The organism is Streptomyces sp. NPDC014006 (assembly GCF_043088925.1).
Lineage (GTDB): Bacteria > Actinomycetota > Actinomycetes > Streptomycetales > Streptomycetaceae > Streptomyces.
On sequence record NZ_JBICAJ010000007.1, the window covers coordinates 49,429 to 68,736 of the forward strand.

The following is a 19,308-nucleotide window of genomic DNA, read 5'->3' on the forward strand; positions in this document are numbered from 1 at the left end:
GTCAGCGGACCGTCGGCTCCTCGTCGGGGGTCGGCTTCTTGACGGGCTGGCTGCGGGAGAGGAACAAGCCGAAGACCGGTGGGGCCGCCTGCAGCATCTCCAGACGGCCGCCGTCGGCCTCCGCGAGGTCGCGGGCGACGGCCAGGCCGATGCCGGTGGAGTTGCGACCACTGATCGTGCGCTCGAAGATGCGCGCGCCCAGCTCCGGCGGAACACCGGGACCCTCGTCCGTCACCTCGATCACCGCCTGGTTGCCGGTGACCCGCGTGCGCAGCGCGACCGTGCCGCCGCCGTGCATCAGCGAGTTCTCGATCAGCGCCGCCAGCACCTGCGCCACCGCGCCCGGCGTGCCCACCGCCCGCAGATGCCGCTTGCCGGAGCTGACGATCGCCCTGCCGGCGCTGCGGTAGGCGGGGCGCCACTCGGCGACCTGCTGCTGGATGACCTCGTCCAGGTCGAAGGCGACGGCGGAGCCGGTGCGCGGGTCCCGGGAGTTCGTCAGCAGCCGCTCGACCACGTCCGTCAGGCGCTCGACCTGGGTCAGCGCGACGTTCGCCTCCTCCTTCACCGTGTCCAGGTCGTCGGTGAGGGTGATCTCCTCCAGCCGCATCGACAGCGCGGTCAGCGGCGTACGCAGCTGGTGGGAGGCGTCCGCGGCCAGCCGCCGCTCGGCGGTGAGCATCCGGGCGATGCGTTCGGCGGAGGAGTCCAGCACATCGGCGACCCGGTCCAGCTCGGGCACGGAGTACCGCTTGTGCCGCGGGCGCGGGTCGCCGGAGCCGAGCCGCTCGGCGGTCTCGGCCAGGTCGGTCAGCGGAGAGGCGAGCCGGTTGGCCTGGCGGATCGCCAGCAGCACCGCGGCCACCACCGCCAGCAGCGCGACCAGCCCGATGATCAGCAAGGTCCGGCCGACCTCCCGGGTCACCGTGGAGCGCGGCTCCTCCACGACGACGGTCTCGCCCTCCTCGCCCTGGTGCTCCTTGGAGCGGATGACATCGCCCTCGGGCTTGGTGCCGACCTCGATCGGCGCCCGCCCGGGGATGCGGACCACGGCATAACGGTCCTGCATGCCCGGAACCTGAAGGATCTCCGGGGTGACGCCCGCCGAGCTCAGCAGCCGGCTGTCCACCACACTGGCCAGCCGCAGCGCCTCGGAGTCCACCCGCTCCTGCGCGGTGTTGCTGATCGTCCGCGTCTCGACGATCACGAGGGACACGCCGAAGACGGCGATCACGACGAGCACCACGGCGAGGGTGGACTGGATCAGTCGACGGCGCATGTCCTCTTGTCCTGAACGTGCCTGGTGCGGTCCGGCTCCGGCTCGGCTGCCGCCGAGCCCGGCTCAGCTCTTCTCGAAGCGGAAGCCGACGCCCCGAACCGTCGCGATGTACCGCGGGTTCGCCGCGTCGTCGCCGAGCTTCTTGCGCAGCCAGGAGATGTGCATGTCGAGGGTCTTGGTGGAGGACCACCACGTGGTGTCCCAGACCTCGCGCATCAGCTGGTCACGCGTGACGACCCGGCCCGCGTCGCGCACCAGGACCCGCAGCAGGTCGAACTCCTTCGCCGTGAGCTGCAGCTCCTCGTCGCCCATCCACGCGCGGTGCGACTCCACGTCGATGCGCACGCCGTGGGTGGCGGGCGGCTGCTGCGGCTCCGCGGCGCCGCGCCGCAGCAGGGCGCGGACCCGGGCGAGCAGCTCGGCGAGGCGGAACGGCTTGGTGACGTAGTCGTCGGCGCCCGCGTCCAGGCCGACGACCGTGTCGACCTCGTCGGCGCGCGCGGTGAGGATCAGGATCGGCACGGTGTGGCCGTCGGCGCGCAGTCTGCGCGCGACCTCCAGGCCGTCCATGCCGGGCAGCCCGAGGTCCAGCACGACCAGATCGACGCCGCCCTGCATCCCGGCGTCGAGCGCGGTGGGTCCGTCCTCGCGCACCTCGACCTCGTACCCTTCCCGGCGCAGTGCGCGGGCCAGCGGCTCCGAGATGGACGCGTCGTCCTCGGCGAGCAGTACACGGGTCATGAGGTGATGGTAGTCCGCCTGGTGCAACGCCCGAGGTGAGATCGCCACAGGGGGCTCTTACCTTCGGACAACCCGGACACCGGCCGCCTCGGGCTCTCCGCGGACAGCCGGACCCCGTGCCGCCGCCCGGGCCGGCGGATGCCATCCTGGTATCGACTGCCGAGACGGGGCTTGCGGTTCCTCGGCCATCTGTGATCCGCGTCTCAAGTCCTTCCATACCGGGCGGTGTCCTGCCGTATGGTGAATCAACGCCTGTAGCACCGCGGGGACCTTTGGCGAGCAATGACGCTGAAGGTCTTCTTTGTGTGCGGGTCGGCTGCGGCCGGCCTTGAAAGGAATGACCTGTGGCCGGGCCTCGAGCGCTACGACGCGCGCAGAGGCGTGGATCCCGGTGGTCGCCGTCCCCCGCTCCGCGATCCGGAGCGGACTCCCCCTGGGCGTGGTGGGTGGGCGGGCCGACGTGCCGGTGCCGGCCTGCCCCCCACCGGGCGCGCAACTCCCCCGAGCTCGGCGTCGCCGAGCAAGGGGGATCCCAACCGCGCGTCCCGACCAGCAAGGAACGACCATGGCGTCCAGCCTGACGAAGGCCTCGGTCCAACCGGGCACCCCCGGTTCCGAGAAGACCTTCTTCGGCCACCCCCGCGGACTGGCCACTCTCTTCATGACCGAGATGTGGGAGCGATTCAGCTTCTACGGCATGAGGGCTCTGCTCGTCGTCTACCTGCTCTCCGGCGGCCCCGACGCCAAGAAGGGCAGCATGGGCGGTGGCCTGGGCATGGACCTGGCCACGACGACGGCGATCTACTCCGTCTACCTGTCGATGGTGTACCTGCTCGCCATGCCCGGCGGCTGGCTCGGCGACCGCGTCTGGGGCCCCCGCAAGACGGTGACCATCGCGGCGGTCACGATCATGGCCGGTCACCTCGTCCTGGCGCTGCCCGGCGGCCAGGCGCCGTTCTTCGCGGGTCTCGCGCTGGTGGCGCTCGGTTCCGGTCTGCTGAAGGCCAACATCTCCACGATGGTCGGCCACCTGTACGACGGTCCGGACGACCCGCGCCGTGACGGTGGCTTCACGATCTTCTACATGGGCATCAACATGGGTGCCTTCTTCGCGCCGCTGATCATCGGCACGGTCGGCCAGGAAGTGAACTGGCACCTGGGCTTCGGCCTGGCCGCCGTCGGCATGGCCATCGGTCTCGCCGCCTTCCTGCTCGGCACGCGCAACCTCAGCCCGGAGAGCAACGTCGTCCCGAAGCCGCTCGCGGCCGAGGAGCGCGCCACGTGGCTGCGCAAGGGCCTGATGTGGCTGGCCATCGCGGCCGTCTTCTACGGCGTCGTCGGCTTCACCGGCCACTTCACGCTGAACTGGGCGATGATCCCGCTCACCGTCATCGGTCTGGTCATCCCGGCGGGTGTGCTGCTGCGCATCAAGCGGGACAAGGAGCTGTCGACCGTCGAGCAGTCGAAGATGACCGGGTACATCTGGTTCTTCGTCGCGGCCGCCGCGTTCTGGATGATCTACGACCAGGGTGGCTCCACGGTCCAGGCCTTCGGTGAGACCAAGGCCGCTGACTCGCTGCTCGGCTTCAGCTTCCCGTCGTCCTGGTACCAGTCGCTGAACCCGGTGTTCATCATGGCGCTGGCGCCGGTCATCGCCTGGTTCTGGCTGTGGCTGAACCGCAAGGGCCAGGAGCCCAGCACGGTCACGAAGTTCGCGGCGGGGCTGTTCTTCATCGGTGTGTCGTTCTTCTTCTTCCTGCTGCCGCTGGGCATGGCGTCCGACGGCACCAAGGTCACGCCGATGTGGCTGGTCGGGATCTACCTGATCCAGACGGTCGGTGAGCTGTGCATCTCGCCGGTCGGCCTGTCGGTCACCACGAAGATGGCGCCGGCGAAGTACGCCAGCCAGATGATGGGCGTGTGGTTCCTCGCGGTCACCGCGGGTGACTCGATCACCTCGCTGCTGTCCAACCCGGCGATCGCCGGGGTCGACCTCAGCGGCAAGGGCGCGGTGCTCGGCGAGGCGGTTCTCGCGGCGCTGGCCGGGTTCGCGGTGTACATGTACCGGCGCAAGGTGAAGGCGCTGATGGGGGACGTTCGCTGACGTTGCCCGCGCGGGGCCGTCGTATCCCTATGGGGGTGCGGCGGCCTTCGGCGTTTCCGCGTGTTCGTCTGCGGGTGGGTGGGCGGTTGCTCGCGCAGTTCCCCACGCCTCTTTGATGCCTGCGGCGGCCCGTCGCGGTGCGTCGTGGCGCGCGCCAACGGCTGGCATGGCTGCGGCAGTCGTGCCTCCCCCAAGCTCTTCGAGCAGGGGGACCCCCAGGGCGGCACGGGTGGGCGCAGCGGCACCCCGTCGCGCCGGGCTGCGCACCCACAGCGGTCCGCACAACGCCGGGCAGCACGAAACGCCGGGGCGCGCAGCCAACGGCGGCTGCGCAACGCCGGGCGGAGCCCAAACGGTGCCGTCGGGAGGGATACCGGTTACGCCGGCGCGCCCAGTTCTGCCCAGACTCTCTTGCCGGTGAGGCCCGGGAGTCGTACGACGCCCCAGTCCAGGCACAGGCGCTGGACGATGAACATGCCGTGGCCGCCGGGGCGTCCGGCGCGGTGGGGGGTGCGGGGGGCCGGCTGGCCCGTGCCGCGGTCGGCCACCTCGATGCGGATCACCTTGTTGTCGCAGGTGAGTTCCATCCGGTCCGGCCCCTCCGCGTGCAGGCACGCGTTCGTGACCAGCTCGGACACGACGAGCAGCACATCCTCGGCCGCGGCCCGCTGATCCGCGGAGTCGGCCGGCAGCCACCCCCACGCGTACAGCGCCTGACGGGCGAAATCGCGGGCGAGCGGAACGACACCGCTTTGGTCGTCGAAGCTCAGCGTGCGGACCTGACGGCCCGCCGACGCCCCGGAAGCGCCGCTGGGCTCCGGGCCGCGGTCGCCCGGCGAACAAGGCCGGGTGGTGCTCATCAGCGCTTCACCTCACCGATTCACCAGTTCAGGATTCAAGACTTCGGTTCACGACTCACTACGTGGCTCGACGGGGGATGGTTCCGTCGATGGCTCGACAGGTTCAGGATGTCTCCTGCCCGACCCGGCGGACGGAACACCCCCCGGTTCGGCGCGGCGGGTGTGACGTACACATACCTCGGCGCGCGGCCCGGACGGCATCCCACGGGCGGCCAGGTCAGTCGGCGGCGCCCGGCGGTCCGGAACCGCTGTCACCTGCGAGGGCGTCCTCGACCGAGTCGTGCACGGTGAAGACCGCCTCAGCGCCTGTGATCTCGAACACACGGGCCACCACCGGCTGCATCCCGGCGAGATGCACCCCACCCCCGGCGGCCTCCGCCTTCAGGCGGGCGCCGAGCAGTACGTTGAGGCCCGTGGAGTCGCAGAACTCCAGGCGCGAGCAGTCGACGACGAGCTTGCTGAAGCCCTTGCCGAGGCAGTCCTCAAGGGGCTCGCGCAGCAGTTCGGCGGTGTGGTGGTCGAGTTCACCCGCCGCCGTCACGACGGCACTGGAGCCCTCTTCCCGCACCTCCACCAGAAGCCGGCCCGACTGTGCGCTGCCGACCGTCCCGCGGTCCATGCCGTGTTACTCCCGAGGTCGTGGCTGCTGACTGACGACCTCGAACACTACGCCTTCTCCACGGGACCCGACACCCGAACAACCGCACACAAACGGACATACCCGAACGAAACGCACTTGCGATCGTTCCCTGCGAGCGGGTAGGCCTAGTAGGAACCCGTAACCGACACGGCCGGCTTTGGAGGCGCCGCACACCGCAGTGCACGTACTGGCTTCGGCAGCCATATGCCGAGAACGATGGAGGACTTCATGTCACCCCGGCTCGACGCCTCGCATACCCGGACGACGACGTCGACACCCCCTCCGGAGGACATCCTTTCCGGACTCCCGGACATCCCCCCTTACGACGAGGTGGGTCCCGTCGACGCGCGGGCCCTGTCCAAGACTCTGTTCGAGCGGCTCGAGTCCCTCGAAGAAGGCACGTACGAGTTCTCGTACGTGCGCAACACCCTCGTCGAGCTGAACCTCGCGCTCGTCAAGTTCGCCGCCTCCCGTTTCCGCTCCCGCAGTGAGCCGATGGAGGACATCATCCAGGTCGGCACCATCGGCCTGATCAAGGCGATCGACCGCTTCGAACTGTCCCGGGGCGTCGAGTTCCCGACCTTCGCGATGCCAACCATCATCGGGGAGATCAAGCGTTTCTTCCGCGACACGTCCTGGTCCGTGCGCGTCCCGCGCCGGCTGCAGGAGCTGCGCCTGGACCTCGCCAAGGCCGGTGACGAGCTGGCCCAGAAGCTGGACCGCGCCCCGACGGTCGCGGAGCTGGCCGAGCGCCTCGGCCTGAGCAACGACGAGGTCGTCGAGGGCATGGCCGCGTCCAACGCGTACACCGCCTCCTCGCTGGACGCCCAGCCGGAGGACGACGACGCCGAGGGAGCGCTCGCGGACCGTATCGGCTACGAGGACCACGGGCTCGAGGGCATCGAGTACGTCGAGTCGCTGAAGCCGCTGATCGCCGAGCTCGCGCCGCGCGACCGGCAGATCCTCTCCCTGCGGTTCGTCGCCGGCCTGACCCAGTCGGAGATCGGCGAGGAGCTCGGCATCTCCCAGATGCACGTCTCGCGCCTGCTGTCGCGCACGCTGGTGCGGCTGCGCAAGGGCCTCACCGTCGAGGACTGACAGGACCTTCCACGGCGTTCACAGGGGTTACCCGGGGAAACTTCCGCTCCCCGGGTCCCCTGCGCCTGCCCCATGCACTACGGTCACCCCCCAACCGGACGGTATGCCGGGGGACACGTGCGCGAGGAGGCGGCGGATGGCCCGTGCGGAGGCGGAGTGGTACGCGGATGCGTCCGACGCACGTCTGACGGAGTTGCTGCGCACGGGGACCGCGACCGCCTACCCCGCCCTGCAGGAGCTGCGCCGCCGCCACCTGAGCCGCGTCCTGGACTACGCGCGCCTGTGTGCCGCCGGTGACGCGGCGGCCCGGCAACTGGCGGCGGAGGCGTTCGCGCACGCGGCCCGTGAGGTCGCACGCGGGATCGACCCCGCCGTACCGTGGCGGCACCATCTGCTGCTGCTCACCGTCCAGCTCGCTGGCGCCTGGTCCGCCGACGAGCGCGCGGGCGGCCTCGACCCCTCTTTTCTGCTCGTGATGAGCAGCGCCGGCCCGCACGGGCCGGCCCCCGCGATGCTCCCCGCCTTCCGCTCCCTGCCCCCGCGCGCCCAGGGCCTGATCTGGTACGGCGTACTGGAAGGGGAGACGGCCCAGCGCACCGCCGCCCTCGTCGGCGTGAGCCCCGCGGACGTCGCCCACGGCACCGGCCCCGCGCTGAAGACGCTGGCCCAGGCCTGCCTGCGGCAGCGCCTGGCCGCCTCGCCCGACCCGGACTGCGGTGACTTCCGCCGTCTGATCGAGGAGTCGGTACGGCCCGACGGCCCCCGCGACAGCGCCGATCTGCGGGCCCACATGACGCACTGCGCCTCCTGCACGGCCGCCCGCGAGGAGCTGACCGCGCTGTACGACACGCCCGCCGCGGTGCTGGCCGAGGGACTGCTGGCGTGGGGCGGCACCGCGTATCTACGGCGGGAGGCTGCCGACACCGGTCCGCTTCTCCTGCCCGAACAGCCGGCCTGGCGGCCCGCCCGCCGGGTCGCGCTCGCCTCGGCCGCGCTCGGCGTCGCGCTGGTCCCCTTGCTGGTGCTGCTGCTGGAGCCCGCCGAGCAGCCCGCCCAGGACCGGGCGAGCGCGGTCACGACCCCGACGATCGCCCCGCCGGTGACGGTGACGGCCACGACGACCGTCCCGGCGTCGCCCTCGCCGTCCCGCACGTCGGCGTCCCCCTCGCCCTCCCCTTCGACGTCACCGTCCGCCGCGCCGTCGTCCACGCACACCGCGCCGAAGCCGGCTCCCACCCGGCGGCCTCCCGCCCCGCCCCCTCCCGCGCCGCGGCCGCCGGGCGGCACGTACGCGCAGGTGGTGAACGCGGCGTCGGGCCTGTGCCTGGACGTGCGCGACGGCGCATTCGAGGAGGGCAACGACGTCGTCACCGCCCCGTGCGACTCCTCCCCCACCCAGCGCTGGCGCTACGACGACGAGCGCGGCGCGCTGCAGTCGTACGCCGATCCCGGCTTCTGCCTGGACAGCCGCGGCGACGTGGACCGCGGGGTCGGGATCTGGGAGTGCGGTTCCCTGTACGGGCGCAACGGGGACAATCTGCGGTTCGTGGTGGACGGCGACGGGGCGATCCGCCCGGTGATCGACCTCGGCAGTGCCCTCACCCCGGAGTGGGGCGGCGACGGGTTGTCCCTGGACCGCCTCGACGGGAGCGCCCGCCAGCGGTGGCGGGCCGGCGCGCGCTGACGCCGCACGGCCCGCTGCCGCGCCGGCCCGCTCAGGCCACGCGCGTGCCGCGGCGCCAGACCTCCGTGACCAGCGGGACACCCGGCCGGTACGCCAGGTGGACGTGGCTGGGCGCGTCGAGGACGGCGAGATCGGCATAGGCGCCCGGAGTGAGGCGGCCGATGTCGTCGCGGCGCAGGGCGGCCGCGCCGCCCGCGGTGGCCGACCACACCGCCTCGTCGGGGGTCATGCCCATGTCCCGGACGGCGAGCGCGATGCAGAAGGGCACCGAGGAGGTGAAGGACGAGCCCGGGTTGCAGTCCGTGGACAGGGCGACCGTGGCGCCGGCGTCGAGCAGCCGGCGCGCGTCGGGCCACTCGGCGCGGGTGGAGAACTCGGCCCCGGGCAGCAGCGTGGCGACCGTGGAGCTGTTGGCGAGGGCGTCGACGTCGGCGTCCGTGAGGTGGGTGCAGTGGTCGGCGCTGGCCGCGTCGAGTTCGACGGCGAGCTGCACGCCGGGGCCGTGGGAGAGCTGGTTGGCGTGGATGCGCGGGAGCAGGCCCCTGGCCTTGCCGGCGGTGAGGATCGCGCGGGCCTGGTCGCCGTCGAAGGCGCCCTTCTCGCAGAAGACGTCGATCCAGCGGGCGTACGGCGCGCAGGCGTCCAGCATCGCGCCGGTGACCAGGTCGACGTAGGCGGCCGGGTCGTCGGCGTGGTCCGGGGAGACGATGTGCGCGCCGAGGTAGGTGACCTCGTCGGTGTGGCGTGCGGCGATGCGCAGGGCGCGGGCCTCGTCCTCGACGGTCAGGCCGTAGCCGGACTTGGTCTCGAGGGTCGTGGTGCCCTGGCGCAGGGCCTCGGCGAGGTAACGGGTGAGGTTGGCCTCGAGTTCCGCGTCGCTCGCGGCGCGGGTGGCGGCGACCGTGGTGCGGATGCCGCCGGCGCTGTAGGAGCGGCCTGACATACGGGCGTTGAACTCCGCCGTGCGGTCGCCCGCGAAGACCAGATGGGAGTGGGAGTCGACGAAGCCCGGGAGCACCGCCCGGCCGCCGACGTCGACCCGGTTGTCAGTGGCGGGTGCTTTGCTTGACGTACCGATCCAGGCGACGCGGTCGCCGTCGACGACGACGGCCGCGTCCTGGATCAGACCGAGGGGGGAGCCGTCACCGAGGGAGGGGTCGTTGGTGACCAGCGCGGCGATGTTGGTGATGACGGTGCTCATGGTGTCCTCGTGGTGGGCCTGGTCGGGGGACTGCCGGGTCAGCCGCGCAGGGCTTCGACGGCGCTCGCGAGTGCCTGCGGCACGTCCGGTACGAGTGAGTGGTGACCGTCGCGCACGACGTGCCGGCCGCCCACGACCGTGTGCCGTACGTCCGCTGCCGTCGCGGCGAATACGGCCGTCTCGGCGCCGAGCCGGGGCAGCGGTCCCGCAGTCCTGACCGAGTCCAGCGCGATCGTCGTGAAGTCGGCGAGGGCGCCGGGGGCGAGGGTGCCCGCGTCGGACCAGCCGAGGGAGGCGTGGCCGTCGGCGGTGGCGGCGCGCAGCAGGGCGGCGGCCGTCCAGTGGCCGCGGGTGCGGGTGCGCAGCCGCTCGTTCAGCTCCATCGCGCGGGCCTCTTCGAGCAGGTCGACGACGGCGTGGCTGTCGGAGCCGAGGGAGAGCGGGGAGCCGGCGCGCTGCAGGGCGACGGCGGGTCCGATGCCGTCGGCCAGGTCGCGTTCGGTGGTGGGGCACATGCAGGTGCCGGTGGAGGAGCCGCCGAGCAGCGCGATGTCCTCGTCGGTGAGGTGGGTGTTGTGCACGCCGGTGGTGCGCGGGCCGAGCACGCCGTGGTCGGCGAGGAGCCGGGTGGGGGTGCAGCCGTGTGCCTGAAGGCAGGCGTCGTTCTCGGCGGTCTGCTCCGAGAGGTGCACATGCAGCGGGGCCCGCCGCTCCTCGGCCCAGGCGGCGACGGTGGCCAGCTGTTCGGCGGGCACGGCCCGCACCGAGTGGATCGCCGCTCCGATCCGTGCGTGATCGCGTTCCTTGAGAAGTGAAGAGCGTTCGGCCCAGGCCGCGGCGGTGCCGTCGGAGAAGCGCAACTGGTGGGCGTCGGGCGCGGCGCCGAAACCGGCTGACAGGTAGCAGGTGTCCAGAAGGGTGATGCGGATGCCGGCCTCGGCGGCGGCCGCGATCAGCGCCTCGCCCATCGCGTTGGGGTCGGCGTAGGGGGTGCCGCCGGGCGCGTGGTGGACGTAGTGGAACTCGCCGACGGCGGTGATGCCGGCCAGCGCCATCTCGGCGTACACCGCGCGGGCGAGCGCGTGGTAGCTGTCGGGGGTGAGCCGGTCGGCGACGGAGTACATCACCTCGCGCCAGGTCCAGAAGGTGCCCGAGCCGACCTGGACGGTGCCGCGCAGGGCCCGGTGGAAGGCGTGGCTGTGCGCGTTGGCCAGTCCGGGCAGGGTCAGTCCGCGCAGCACCTCGGCGCCGGGCGGCGGGGCGGTGACGCCGGTGCGGACGGCGGCGATGCGGCCGCCCGTGATGTCGAGGGCGACGTCCGGCTCGACATGGGTGCCGAGCCAGGCGTGTTCGAGCCAGTACGTCCCGTGGGTCACCGGCAGGCCAGTCCTTCCAGTACGTCGGCGAGGGCGTGCACTCCGGCCAGGCAGTCGTCCTCGGCGGCGGACTCGGCCGGGGAGTGCGAGACGCCCGTGGGGTTGCGTACGAACAGCATGGCGGTCGGGATGCTCCCGGACAGGATCCCGGCGTCGTGTCCCGCGCCCGTTCCGAGGACGGGCACGGTGAGCTCGCCGTCGTGGCCCAGGAGGCGGGCGAGTTCGTCGCGCAGGGCGTGGTCGAACTCGACGACGGGCGTGAAGGACTCGCGGACCACGTCCAGGTCGATGCCGTGGGCGTCGGCGTACTCCCGGGCCGCCTTCTCGATGCCGGCGAGCACGGTGTCGAGGGTGCCCTGGGCGGGGGCGCGGGAGTCGAGCCAGCCGCGCACCAGGGAGGGGATCGCGTTGACGCCGTTGGGCTCGACGGCGATCTTGCCGAAAGTGGCCACGACACCGGCGAGTTCGGCCTCGCGGCGGGCGGCGAGGACGGTCTGGGCGTAGGGCAGCATCGGGTCGCGCCGGTCCACCAGCCGGGTGGTGCCGGCGTGGTTGGCCTCGCCGCGGAAGTCGAACCGCCAGCGGCCGTGCGGCCAGATGGCGCTGGCCACGCCGACGGCGTCCCCGGTCAGGTCGAGGGCGCGGCCCTGCTCGACGTGCAGTTCGACGAAGGCGCCGATGCGGGCGAGCCGTTCGGGGTCCGCTCCGATGGCGTCGGGGTCGTGGCCGGCGGCTTCCATGGCCTTGGCCAGGGTGACGCCGTCGCCGTCGGTGAGGCGGTGGGCCTGCTCGCGGGTGAGCTGCCCGGCGGTGAGCCGGGAGCCGACGCAGGCGAGGCCGAAGCGGGCGCCCTCCTCGTCGCCGAAGTTGACCAGGGCCAGCGGCTTGGTGAACTCCGCTCCCCGCTCGCGCAGTTCGTCCAGGGCGGCGAAGGAGGACACCACCCCGAGGGGGCCGTCGAAGGCGCCGCCGTCCGGTACGGAGTCCAGGTGGGAGCCGGTGACGACAGCGTCCCCGGCGTGCGGGTCGCCGAGCCAGGCCCACTGGTTGCCGTTGCGGTCCACCTCGTAGGTGAGCCCGCGGTCCTCGGCCTGCTGCCGGAACCAGCCCCGGCAGTCGGCGTCGGCGCCGGTCCAGGCGTAGCGCCGGTAGCCGCCGGAGGCGGAGTCACGGCCGATCGGCAGCAACTCCGCCCACATGCTGTGGAAGCTCACGCCCCGTCACCCTCACGCATCGGCACCCGCACCCCGCGCTCGGCCGCGACGGACTCGGCGATGTCGTAGCCGGCGTCGACGTGCCGGATGACGCCCATGCCGGGGTCGTTGGTCAGCACCCGGCGGATCTTCTCGCCGGCCAGCGGGGTGCCGTCGGCGACGGTGACCTGGCCGGCGTGGATGGAGCGGCCCATGCCGACGCCGCCGCCGTGGTGCAGGGACACCCAGGAGGCGCCGGAGGCCACGTTGACCATGGCGTTGAGCAGCGGCCAGTCGGCGATGGCGTCGGAGCCGTCGAGCATGGCCTCGGTCTCGCGGTAGGGGGAGGCGACGGAGCCGCAGTCGAGGTGGTCGCGGCCGATGACGATCGGCGCGGCCAGTTCCCCGGAGGCGACCATGTCGTTGAAGCGCTCACCGGCCTTGTCGCGCTCGCCGTAGCCGAGCCAGCAGATGCGGGCGGGCAGGCCCTGGAAGTGGACCCGCTCACCGGCCATCTTGATCCAGCGGGCCAGGGACTCGTTCTGCGGGAACAGGTCGAGGATCGCCTTGTCCGTCTTGGCGATGTCGGCGGGGTCGCCGGACAGGGCGGCCCAGCGGAAGGGGCCCTTGCCCTCGCAGAACAGGGGACGGATGTAGGCGGGGACGAAGCCGGGGAAGGCGAAGGCGCGGTCGTAGCCCGCGAGCTGGGCCTCGCCGCGGATGGAGTTGCCGTAGTCGAAGACCTCGGCGCCCGCGTCCAGGAAGCCGACCATCGCCTCGACGTGCCGCGCCATGGACTCGCGGGCGCGGGTGGTGAAGCCGGCCGGGTCCTTGGCAGCGGCGTCGGCCATGTCCTCGAAGGCGATGCCGACGGGCAGGTAGGCCAGCGGGTCGTGGGCGGAGGTCTGGTCGGTGACGATGTCGATGGGGGCGCCCATCGCGAGCAGCTGCGGGACCAGCTCGGCGGCGTTGCCGAGGACGCCGATGGACAGCGGCTTGCGCTGGTCGCGGGCCTCGGTGGCGAGCTGCAGGGCGTGGTCGAGGGAGTCGGCCCTGACGTCGAGGTAGCGGTGCTCGATGCGGCGGTCGATGGCGCGCGGGTCGCAGTCGATGCAGATGGCCACGCCGTCGTTCATCGTCACGGCGAGGGGCTGGGCGCCACCCATGCCGCCGAGGCCGGCGGTGAGGGTGATGGTCCCGGCCAGGGTGCCGTTGAACTTCTTCGCGGCGACGGCGGCGAAGGTCTCGTAGGTCCCCTGGAGGATGCCCTGGGTGCCGATGTAGATCCAGGAGCCGGCGGTCATCTGGCCGTACATGGTCAGGCCGAGGGCCTCCAGGCGGCGGAACTCCTCCCAGTTGGCCCAGTCGCCGACCAGGTTGGAGTTGGCGATGAGGACACGCGGCGCCCACTCGTGGGTCTGCATGACGCCGACCGGGCGGCCGGACTGGACCAGCATGGTCTCGTCCGCCTTGAGGCCCTGCAGGGTGCGGACCATCGCGTCGAAGGAGCGCCAGTCACGGGCGGCCTTGCCGGTGCCGCCGTAGACGACGAGCTTGTCGGGGTGCTCGGCGACCTCGGGGTCGAGGTTGTTCTGCAGCATCCGCAGCGCGGCTTCCTGCTGCCAGCCCTGCGCGCTGAGCTCGGTGCCGCGGGGTGCTCGTACGGGGCGGGGTCCCGACATCGTCTGCCTCCTGCTGTTACTACGACTATTCACATCCTGGCTTCCTGAATAGAACTAGTCAACACGGTGGAGCGGCCGCGTCCGCGCGCTGCGGGTGTTTGGCTGGATGCGGGCAAGGCGGCACGGCAGGCACAGACACAGGGGCGACAGGAGGGGCGATTCGTGGAGCACGACATCGACACCGAGGCGCACCAGCGCGCGGCGCGGCGGGACGAGGCGGTGCGGGCCGCGGTGGAGCAGGGCCTGCTGGGTCCCGACGCGCCGCTGGTCGGACTGCTCGACGTGACCGGCATCCGGGAGTCGGCGGCAGCGCTGCGGGCGGCGTTCGAGGCGGTGGCCGCGCCGGGCACACCGGTGCTGCACGCCTTCGCGGTGAAGGCGACCCCGCTGGTGCCGGTGATGCGGCTGCTGTGGGAGGAGGGCATCGGCGCCGAGGTGGCGAGCCCGGGTGAGCTGGCGCTGGCGCGGGCGGCCGGGGTGCCGGCCGCGGCGACGGTGCTGGACTCGCCGGCCAAGACGCCGGCCGAGCTGCGCGAGGCGCTGGCGCTGGGCGTCGCGGTCAACGCCGACAACCCGCAGGAGCTGGACCGGCTGGATGCCCTGATGCGGACCACCTCCAGCGCATCACCCCTCGGCATCCGGGTGAACCCGCAGGTCGGCGGCGGTTCCATCGAGGCGCTGTCGACCGCGACGGCCACCTCGAAGTTCGGCGTGGCACTGCGCGACGAGGGCGCCCGGGAGTGGGTGGTGCGGGCGTATCTGGAGCGGCCGTGGCTGACCCGGCTGCACGCGCACACCGGGTCGCAGGGCATCCCGCTGTCCCTGATGGCCCAGGGCGTGACGCAGACCTACGAGCTCGCGGAGGAGATCAACGCGCGGGCCGGGCGGCGCCGGATCGACACCCTCGACCTCGGTGGCGGACTGCCGGTGAACTTCGCCTCCGACGCGACGACGCCGACGTACGCACAGTACGCGCGGCTGCTGCGGGAGACCGTGCCGGGGCTGTTCGACGGGAGGTACGGGCTGGTCACCGAGTTCGGCCGGTCGCTGCTGGCCAAGCACGGCACGGTGGTGGCGCGGGTGGAGTACGCCAAGAGCGCGGGCGGTCGGGCGGTGGCGGTCACGCACGCGGGCGTGCAGGTGGCCACGCGCACGGTGTACGCGCCGGGCGCCTGGCCGCTCAGGATCGCCGCGTACGACGCGAAGGGACGCCCCAAGGAGGGGCCGGCCGTGGTGCAGGACGTGGCGGGGCCGGCGTGCTTCGCGGGGGACCTGCTGGCCCGCGAGCAGGCACTGCCGCTGCTGCAGCAGGGGGACCACGCCGCGGCGCTGGACACGGGCGCGTACTACTTCGCGCACCACTACGCCTACAACTCGCTCGCACGGCCCGGCATCTACGGCTTCGCACCGGACGGGGAAGGCGGCGTGACCTTCGCGGTCGCGCGGGAGCCGCAGACCCTCACCGAGATCGTCGCCGAGTCCGGCGGGGCGCACGCCGGGGCGCTCACCACCCTTCCCGCTTCCAAGCGCGGGTGAGCACCCCTCCCCGAACGGGCCAACAGACCCGAACATGTGCTCAGTTGACCCACACTAGTCCGCGCTCAGCATGTTCCGCTGGAAAATGCCAGAAGCCTCACCGGCCCTCCGAACGGTGCGTAGTGTCGTCGTCACTCGCCCGGACCCGAGGCGGAGGGGAGCGACGTGCCCGGAATCGACGAGTGCTTGCTGGAGGCCATGCGGCTGCCCGGCGCGCGCGGCGCGGCCCTGGTCGACTGGACCAGCGGGCTGGCGCTGGGCGTCGTCGGGGAGTTCCCCGGCGGCGATCCCGAGGCGGCCGCCGCGGAGGTGGCGGAGCTGGCCCGGCTGGCGGCCGAACAGCCGGCCTTCGCCGCCGAGGACACCTCCGGCGGCGGGCCGGACGACGCCGACCCGCCGGTGGAGGACGTGATCGTCAGCAATCGGGACGGCTACCACCTGCTGCGGTTCGTCCCGGCGCCGTTCGACAGCGGTGCGGTGCTGCACCTGTGGCTGGGCCGCGCCGACGGCAATCTCGCCCTGGCCCGCATCCGGCTGGGCGAGATGGCCGGGCGGCTGGTGCTGGGATGACCGTGGTCGAGGCCCCTCCCCCGCTGCCGGTGCGGGACAAGGCGCTGCGCGAGCCGGCGGGCGGGGTGTCCCCGATGCTGAACCGGCTCGCCGCCGAGCGCGCCACCGGCGTCCTGGTCCGTGAGGGCGGCACCCTGTACCTCACCGACGGTCTGGTGGTGCACGCCGAGAGTCCGTACGCCCCGGGCCCGGGCGCGCTGCTCACCGCGCAGGGCGCGCTCAGCGCCGAGCAGTGGTGGGCGGCGGCCGGCGCGGCGGGTGATCCGGAGGGCACCGCGCGGCTGCTGGTGGACGCCGGGCACCTGTCCTGGGCCGGGATGGAGATCTGCCACCTGCAAGCGCTGTACGACGCCGCGTACTTCGCCCTCGCGCCGAGCAGCAGCCCGGGCCGCTTCCACTACGCGGCCGAGGCGCAACCCGGCGGCGCGCTGCCGGCGGTGCCGGTCGCCGCCGTGGAGCGGGAGGTGCTGCGCCGGCGGGAGGTGCTGCACCGGCTGTGGCCCGATCCGCTCACCGACAGCGCACCGCTGACGCGCACCGACCTGGTCGCGGCACCGGCGGTCACCGCCCGCCAGGCGGCCGTCCTGGCCCTGGTCGACGGGGTGCGCACGGCCCCGGACATCGCGCTGGCGCAGGGCCGGCGGTCGTTTCCCACGCTGGTGGAGGTGCGCCGGCTGGCCGCCGCGGGACTGCTCGCGACGCCGCGCCCGCACCCACCGCCCGCGGCCGCGGCCGCTCAGCCGTCGGCCGCCCTGCCCGACGACTTCGATCCCCACATCGCCTTGCTGAAGAGGGTCAGGGATGCGCTGGAGGCCCTTTGACCGGCCGCGCCCCCGTGCCGAGCCCCCCACCGACACACCCACCTCACTCACCGAGAGGAGACACCTGATGGCGGCCGAGCCAGAGATCCTCGCCGAGCTCCACCGGCTGCGCGCCCGCCTCCCCCAGCTCACCGGTGCGATCGCCGCCGGGCGCGACGGCCTGGTCCTCGCCCACGACGCCCCCGGCGTCGAGCCGGACGGCCTGTCCGCGCTCACCGCCACCACGCTCGCGGTCGCGATCCGGATGACCGACGCGACCGGCCGGGGCGAGTTCCGCGAACTGCTGATCCGCGGCGCGCAGGGCTACGTCGCGACCTATGCCGCGGGCCGCACCGCCGTGCTGACCCTGCTCACCGAGGACCGCGTCAACGTCGGCCGGCTCCATCTGGAGGGCCGCCGCGCCGGCGCCCGCATCGGCGAGCTGGTCGACGCCCACGAGGCGCTGGCACAGGCGCCCGCCCGTCCCTCGATCCCACCCCAGGAAACCGCGCGTCCGCTGCCCGTCAGGGCAGTGGGGGCGCGCACCACCGACAGCTGAAAGGCAATCACCGTCATGGCCACCACTGAGACCGCGCTGAAGGAAGCCCTCGCCTCGATCGAAGGCGCGACCGGCGTCGCCCTGGTCGACTACACCAGCGGCATGGCACTGGGCACGATGGGCGGCAGCAAGACGTTCGACCTCAACGTCGCCGCCGCCGGCAACACCGACGTGATCCGCGCCAAGATGCGCACCATGGAGATGCTCGGCCTCAAAACGGAGATCGAGGACATCCTGATCACGCTCACCGACCAGTACCACCTGATCCGCCTGCTGAGCGGCCGCAGCGGCAACGGGCTCTTCCTCTACCTGGTCCTGGACGCCAAGCGGGCCAACCTGGCGATGGCCCGCCACCAGCTGAAGAAGATCGAGCAGGAGCTCGAGGTCTGACAGACACCCGGTCAGACCAGCGCCGCGGGGCGGCGGCGGGCCCCGCCCGGGGCCGCGTCGCCCGCCGCGATACCCGTGCCGCGCCAGGCCCTGACCGCCGGGCCGGCGGGACGCCCGCGGCGCCCGTCGAGCCAGTCGACGCGCACCCACAGCAGCGCCTCCCCGGCCCGCTCCCGTCGCCCGAGCCACGCGGCCTTCAGCCACAGCCCGGTGCCGCACCCGGCGAGCAGCAGCCCGCCGGCCACCGGCACGGCGAACGCGGAGGCGAGGGCGGCGGCGAAGGCGAACAGCAGCCACCAGCGGTGCCCCCGGCGCCAGGCGCGCGCGGTCACCGCGCGGTCCTGAAGGATGTCGTACTTGCCCGCGCGGGCGGCCCCGCGGGCAAGGGCGGCGTACCGCCCACGGCGGGCGAGCGCCACCGCGGCCGCGGCGAGCAGATACAGCGCCGCCCCCGCGAACACGCCGATCCGGCGCCCGGTCAGCCCCTGCGGCACCACCCCGATCCCGGCCGCGACCAGTCCGAGCCACCACAGCGGTGCCGCCCCCGCCCGTACGACGACGGCGACCCGCGCAAGTCCCTGTCCACCGCGCGCCACGTCAGCCTCCCGTGTCACGTGTCCATCAAGCCGTCCATGAAGCCGTCGGGAAAGTTAGCGGCAGAACCTGAGACGAATCTGAGAACACCGGAGGTGTCCGGCTGTCACTCCACGAACAGCCCGCGCGCGGCAGCCTTGGCGTCGAAGTCCTCCAGGCGGGCCTGCGCGTCCGGCAGTTCGTCGGCGATCGCCTCCAGCAGCACCCGCCCGAGCAGCATCGGCGCGCAGGCGGTGTCGAAGGCGAGTCCGGTGCCGACGGCGGCGGGCAGCAGCAGGTCGGAGACCTTGGCGACCGGCGCGAACGCGGAGTCGGCGACCGTGACCACGGTCAGTCCGGCCTCCTTGGCGTACTCCAGGGACTCGATGACCTCACGCGGGTGGCGCGGCAGCGCGAAGCACAGCAGGGCCGTGGCGCCGGCGCGCACGGCGGCGTCCACGCGGTCGTGGATCATCGTGCCGCCCTCGTTGAGCAGCCGGACGTCCGGGTGGACCTTGGCGGCGAAGTAGGAGAAGCCGTACGCCTGGGAGGCGGCCGCGCGCAGGCCCAGCACCAGCAGGGGCCGGGAGGCGGCGAGGACGCGACCGGCTTTGTGCACCGGGCGCGGGTCGGCGAGCAGGTCGGCGAGGTGCCGGAGGTTCTCGATCTCGGCCTCGACGGCCTGCTGGTACTCGTTGTACGACGCGGAGTCCGCGGCCGGTTCGGCGGGGACGACCTCGCGCAGGTGCCGCCGCAGCGCCGGGTAGCCGTCGAAGCCGAGGGCGACCGCGAAGCGGGTCACCGACGGCTGGCTGACCCCGGCCAGCTCGGCCAGCTCCACGCTGGACAGGAAGGGCACGTCGGCGGCGCGGCGGACCATGCTGTGCGCGATGCGCCGCTGGGTCGGCGTGAGACGGTGCCCCTCGAAGAGGGCCTGCAACCGGCTCGCCGGGCTGTCGGTCACGCTCATGACGTACTCCCCCTCCAGTTGTCCTCGCCGCCCCGGGAGAGTACAGCGCCGA

18 protein-coding genes are annotated in these 19,308 nt (G+C 72.9%); 8 read left to right on the forward strand and 10 right to left on the reverse strand.

Going from position 1 to position 19,308, the window contains the following annotated elements:
* Window position 1: 1 nt before the first annotated feature.
* Together ACF1GV_RS23605 and ACF1GV_RS23610 are read right to left on the reverse strand one after the other, a co-directional pair.
* A complete protein-coding gene (locus tag ACF1GV_RS23605) occupies window positions 2-1,279 on the reverse strand; it encodes an ATP-binding protein (protein WP_391684173.1) in 1,278 nt (425 codons plus the stop codon).
* Between the two features lie 63 nt (window positions 1,280-1,342).
* Window positions 1,343-2,020 (reverse strand): response regulator transcription factor, encoded by a 678-nt coding sequence (locus ACF1GV_RS23610; RefSeq protein ID WP_020940464.1) that lies wholly within the window; start codon window positions 2,018-2,020, stop codon window positions 1,343-1,345.
* A 565-nt stretch (window positions 2,021-2,585) separates the two neighbouring features.
* Between ACF1GV_RS23610 and ACF1GV_RS23615 the strand changes: the two genes are divergently transcribed.
* On the forward strand, window positions 2,586-4,124 hold the full coding sequence (locus tag ACF1GV_RS23615; RefSeq protein WP_391684176.1) for a peptide MFS transporter: 1,539 nt from the start codon (window positions 2,586-2,588) through the stop codon (window positions 4,122-4,124).
* 377 nt (window positions 4,125-4,501) lie between these two features.
* On the opposite strand, the gene ACF1GV_RS23620 is transcribed toward ACF1GV_RS23615, so the two are convergent.
* The gene (locus ACF1GV_RS23620; protein ID WP_391684179.1) at window positions 4,502-4,984 is read right to left on the reverse strand and encodes an ATP-binding protein; all 483 of its coding nucleotides are present in this window, start codon (window positions 4,982-4,984) and stop codon (window positions 4,502-4,504) included.
* Window positions 4,985-5,201: 217 nt separating this feature from the next.
* A complete protein-coding gene (locus ACF1GV_RS23625) occupies window positions 5,202-5,603 on the reverse strand; it encodes an STAS domain-containing protein (protein ID WP_363263268.1) in 402 nt (133 codons plus the stop codon).
* A 249-nt stretch (window positions 5,604-5,852) separates the two neighbouring features.
* Here ACF1GV_RS23625 and ACF1GV_RS23630 point away from each other — a divergent pair, with 249 nt between their 5' ends.
* Both ACF1GV_RS23630 and ACF1GV_RS23635 read left to right on the forward strand, forming a co-directional pair.
* Window positions 5,853-6,722: an RNA polymerase sigma factor SigF gene (locus ACF1GV_RS23630; RefSeq protein WP_391684183.1), complete on the forward strand. Its 870-nt coding sequence runs from the start codon at window positions 5,853-5,855 to the stop codon at window positions 6,720-6,722.
* Window positions 6,723-6,858: 136 nt separating this feature from the next.
* Window positions 6,859-8,406, forward strand: coding sequence for a ricin-type beta-trefoil lectin domain protein (locus tag ACF1GV_RS23635; protein WP_391684186.1), 1,548 nt, complete (start codon window positions 6,859-6,861; stop codon window positions 8,404-8,406).
* Window positions 8,407-8,437: 31 nt separating this feature from the next.
* Here the strand turns inward: ACF1GV_RS23635 and hutI are convergent, their stop codons facing one another.
* From hutI to hutU, 4 genes are read right to left on the reverse strand one after another with little or no spacing between them, the layout of a single operon-like run.
* A complete protein-coding gene (hutI, locus tag ACF1GV_RS23640) occupies window positions 8,438-9,607 on the reverse strand; it encodes an imidazolonepropionase (RefSeq protein ID WP_391684189.1) in 1,170 nt (389 codons plus the stop codon).
* A gap of 38 nt (window positions 9,608-9,645) precedes the next feature.
* On the reverse strand, window positions 9,646-10,983 hold the full coding sequence (locus tag ACF1GV_RS23645; RefSeq protein ID WP_391684192.1) for a formimidoylglutamate deiminase: 1,338 nt from the start codon (window positions 10,981-10,983) through the stop codon (window positions 9,646-9,648).
* Window positions 10,980-12,197, reverse strand: coding sequence for an allantoate amidohydrolase (locus ACF1GV_RS23650; protein WP_391684195.1), 1,218 nt, complete (start codon window positions 12,195-12,197; stop codon window positions 10,980-10,982). Before ACF1GV_RS23650 ends, ACF1GV_RS23645 begins: the two co-directional genes overlap by 4 nt.
* The gene (hutU, locus tag ACF1GV_RS23655) at window positions 12,194-13,858 is read right to left on the reverse strand and encodes a urocanate hydratase (protein WP_363263274.1); all 1,665 of its coding nucleotides are present in this window, start codon (window positions 13,856-13,858) and stop codon (window positions 12,194-12,196) included. The genes ACF1GV_RS23650 and hutU overlap by 4 nt, the downstream gene beginning before the upstream one ends.
* Window positions 13,859-14,020: 162 nt before the next feature.
* Here hutU and ACF1GV_RS23660 point away from each other — a divergent pair, with 162 nt between their 5' ends.
* The 5 genes from ACF1GV_RS23660 to ACF1GV_RS23680 all read left to right on the forward strand — a co-directional run bounded on the left by ACF1GV_RS23660 (window position 14,021) and on the right by ACF1GV_RS23680 (window position 17,713).
* The gene (locus ACF1GV_RS23660; RefSeq protein ID WP_391684199.1) at window positions 14,021-15,394 is read left to right on the forward strand and encodes a diaminopimelate decarboxylase; all 1,374 of its coding nucleotides are present in this window, start codon (window positions 14,021-14,023) and stop codon (window positions 15,392-15,394) included.
* A gap of 165 nt (window positions 15,395-15,559) precedes the next feature.
* Entirely contained in the window at window positions 15,560-15,964 is a 405-nt protein-coding gene (locus ACF1GV_RS23665) for a hypothetical protein (RefSeq protein WP_391684202.1), read from the forward strand.
* Window positions 15,961-16,785, forward strand: coding sequence for a transcriptional regulator (locus ACF1GV_RS23670; RefSeq protein ID WP_391684207.1), 825 nt, complete (start codon window positions 15,961-15,963; stop codon window positions 16,783-16,785). The genes ACF1GV_RS23665 and ACF1GV_RS23670 overlap by 4 nt, the downstream gene beginning before the upstream one ends.
* Before the next feature lie 67 nt (window positions 16,786-16,852).
* Window positions 16,853-17,323 (forward strand): roadblock/LC7 domain-containing protein, encoded by a 471-nt coding sequence (locus ACF1GV_RS23675; RefSeq protein ID WP_391684210.1) that lies wholly within the window; start codon window positions 16,853-16,855, stop codon window positions 17,321-17,323.
* 15 nt (window positions 17,324-17,338) lie between these two features.
* Complete coding sequence (locus ACF1GV_RS23680) at window positions 17,339-17,713, forward strand: hypothetical protein (protein ID WP_363263280.1); 375 nt, start codon at window positions 17,339-17,341, stop codon at window positions 17,711-17,713.
* Between the two features lie 11 nt (window positions 17,714-17,724).
* Here ACF1GV_RS23680 and ACF1GV_RS23685 read toward each other — a convergent pair whose 3' ends face one another.
* Window positions 17,725-18,309, reverse strand: a complete 585-nt coding sequence (locus ACF1GV_RS23685; RefSeq protein ID WP_391684213.1) for a hypothetical protein — start codon at window positions 18,307-18,309, stop codon at window positions 17,725-17,727.
* A 104-nt stretch (window positions 18,310-18,413) separates the two neighbouring features.
* The gene (locus ACF1GV_RS23690) at window positions 18,414-19,256 is read right to left on the reverse strand and encodes a MurR/RpiR family transcriptional regulator (RefSeq protein WP_391684215.1); all 843 of its coding nucleotides are present in this window, start codon (window positions 19,254-19,256) and stop codon (window positions 18,414-18,416) included.
* Between the last annotated feature and the right edge of the window lie 52 nt (window positions 19,257-19,308).

Excerpts from the sequence above, each read along its gene's own strand:
- ACF1GV_RS23680 (WP_363263280.1), top strand. The coding sequence starts at position 17,339 with ATGGCCACCACTGAGACCGCGCTGAAGGAAGCCCTCGCCTCGATCGAA.
- ACF1GV_RS23610 (WP_020940464.1), bottom strand. The coding sequence starts at position 2,020 with ATGACCCGTGTACTGCTCGCCGAGGACGACGCGTCCATCTCGGAGCCG.
- ACF1GV_RS23670 (WP_391684207.1), top strand. The coding sequence starts at position 15,961 with ATGACCGTGGTCGAGGCCCCTCCCCCGCTGCCGGTGCGGGACAAGGCG.
- hutI (WP_391684189.1), bottom strand. The coding sequence starts at position 9,607 with ATGAGCACCGTCATCACCAACATCGCCGCGCTGGTCACCAACGACCCC.
- ACF1GV_RS23615 (WP_391684176.1), top strand. The coding sequence starts at position 2,586 with ATGGCGTCCAGCCTGACGAAGGCCTCGGTCCAACCGGGCACCCCCGGT.
- hutU (WP_363263274.1), bottom strand. The coding sequence starts at position 13,858 with ATGTCGGGACCCCGCCCCGTACGAGCACCCCGCGGCACCGAGCTCAGC.
- ACF1GV_RS23635 (WP_391684186.1), top strand. The coding sequence starts at position 6,859 with ATGGCCCGTGCGGAGGCGGAGTGGTACGCGGATGCGTCCGACGCACGT.
- ACF1GV_RS23690 (WP_391684215.1), bottom strand. The coding sequence starts at position 19,256 with ATGAGCGTGACCGACAGCCCGGCGAGCCGGTTGCAGGCCCTCTTCGAG.
- ACF1GV_RS23625 (WP_363263268.1), bottom strand. The coding sequence starts at position 5,603 with ATGGACCGCGGGACGGTCGGCAGCGCACAGTCGGGCCGGCTTCTGGTG.
- ACF1GV_RS23605 (WP_391684173.1), bottom strand. The coding sequence starts at position 1,279 with ATGCGCCGTCGACTGATCCAGTCCACCCTCGCCGTGGTGCTCGTCGTG.
- ACF1GV_RS23620 (WP_391684179.1), bottom strand. The coding sequence starts at position 4,984 with ATGAGCACCACCCGGCCTTGTTCGCCGGGCGACCGCGGCCCGGAGCCC.
- ACF1GV_RS23675 (WP_391684210.1), top strand. The coding sequence starts at position 16,853 with ATGGCGGCCGAGCCAGAGATCCTCGCCGAGCTCCACCGGCTGCGCGCC.
- ACF1GV_RS23630 (WP_391684183.1), top strand. The coding sequence starts at position 5,853 with ATGTCACCCCGGCTCGACGCCTCGCATACCCGGACGACGACGTCGACA.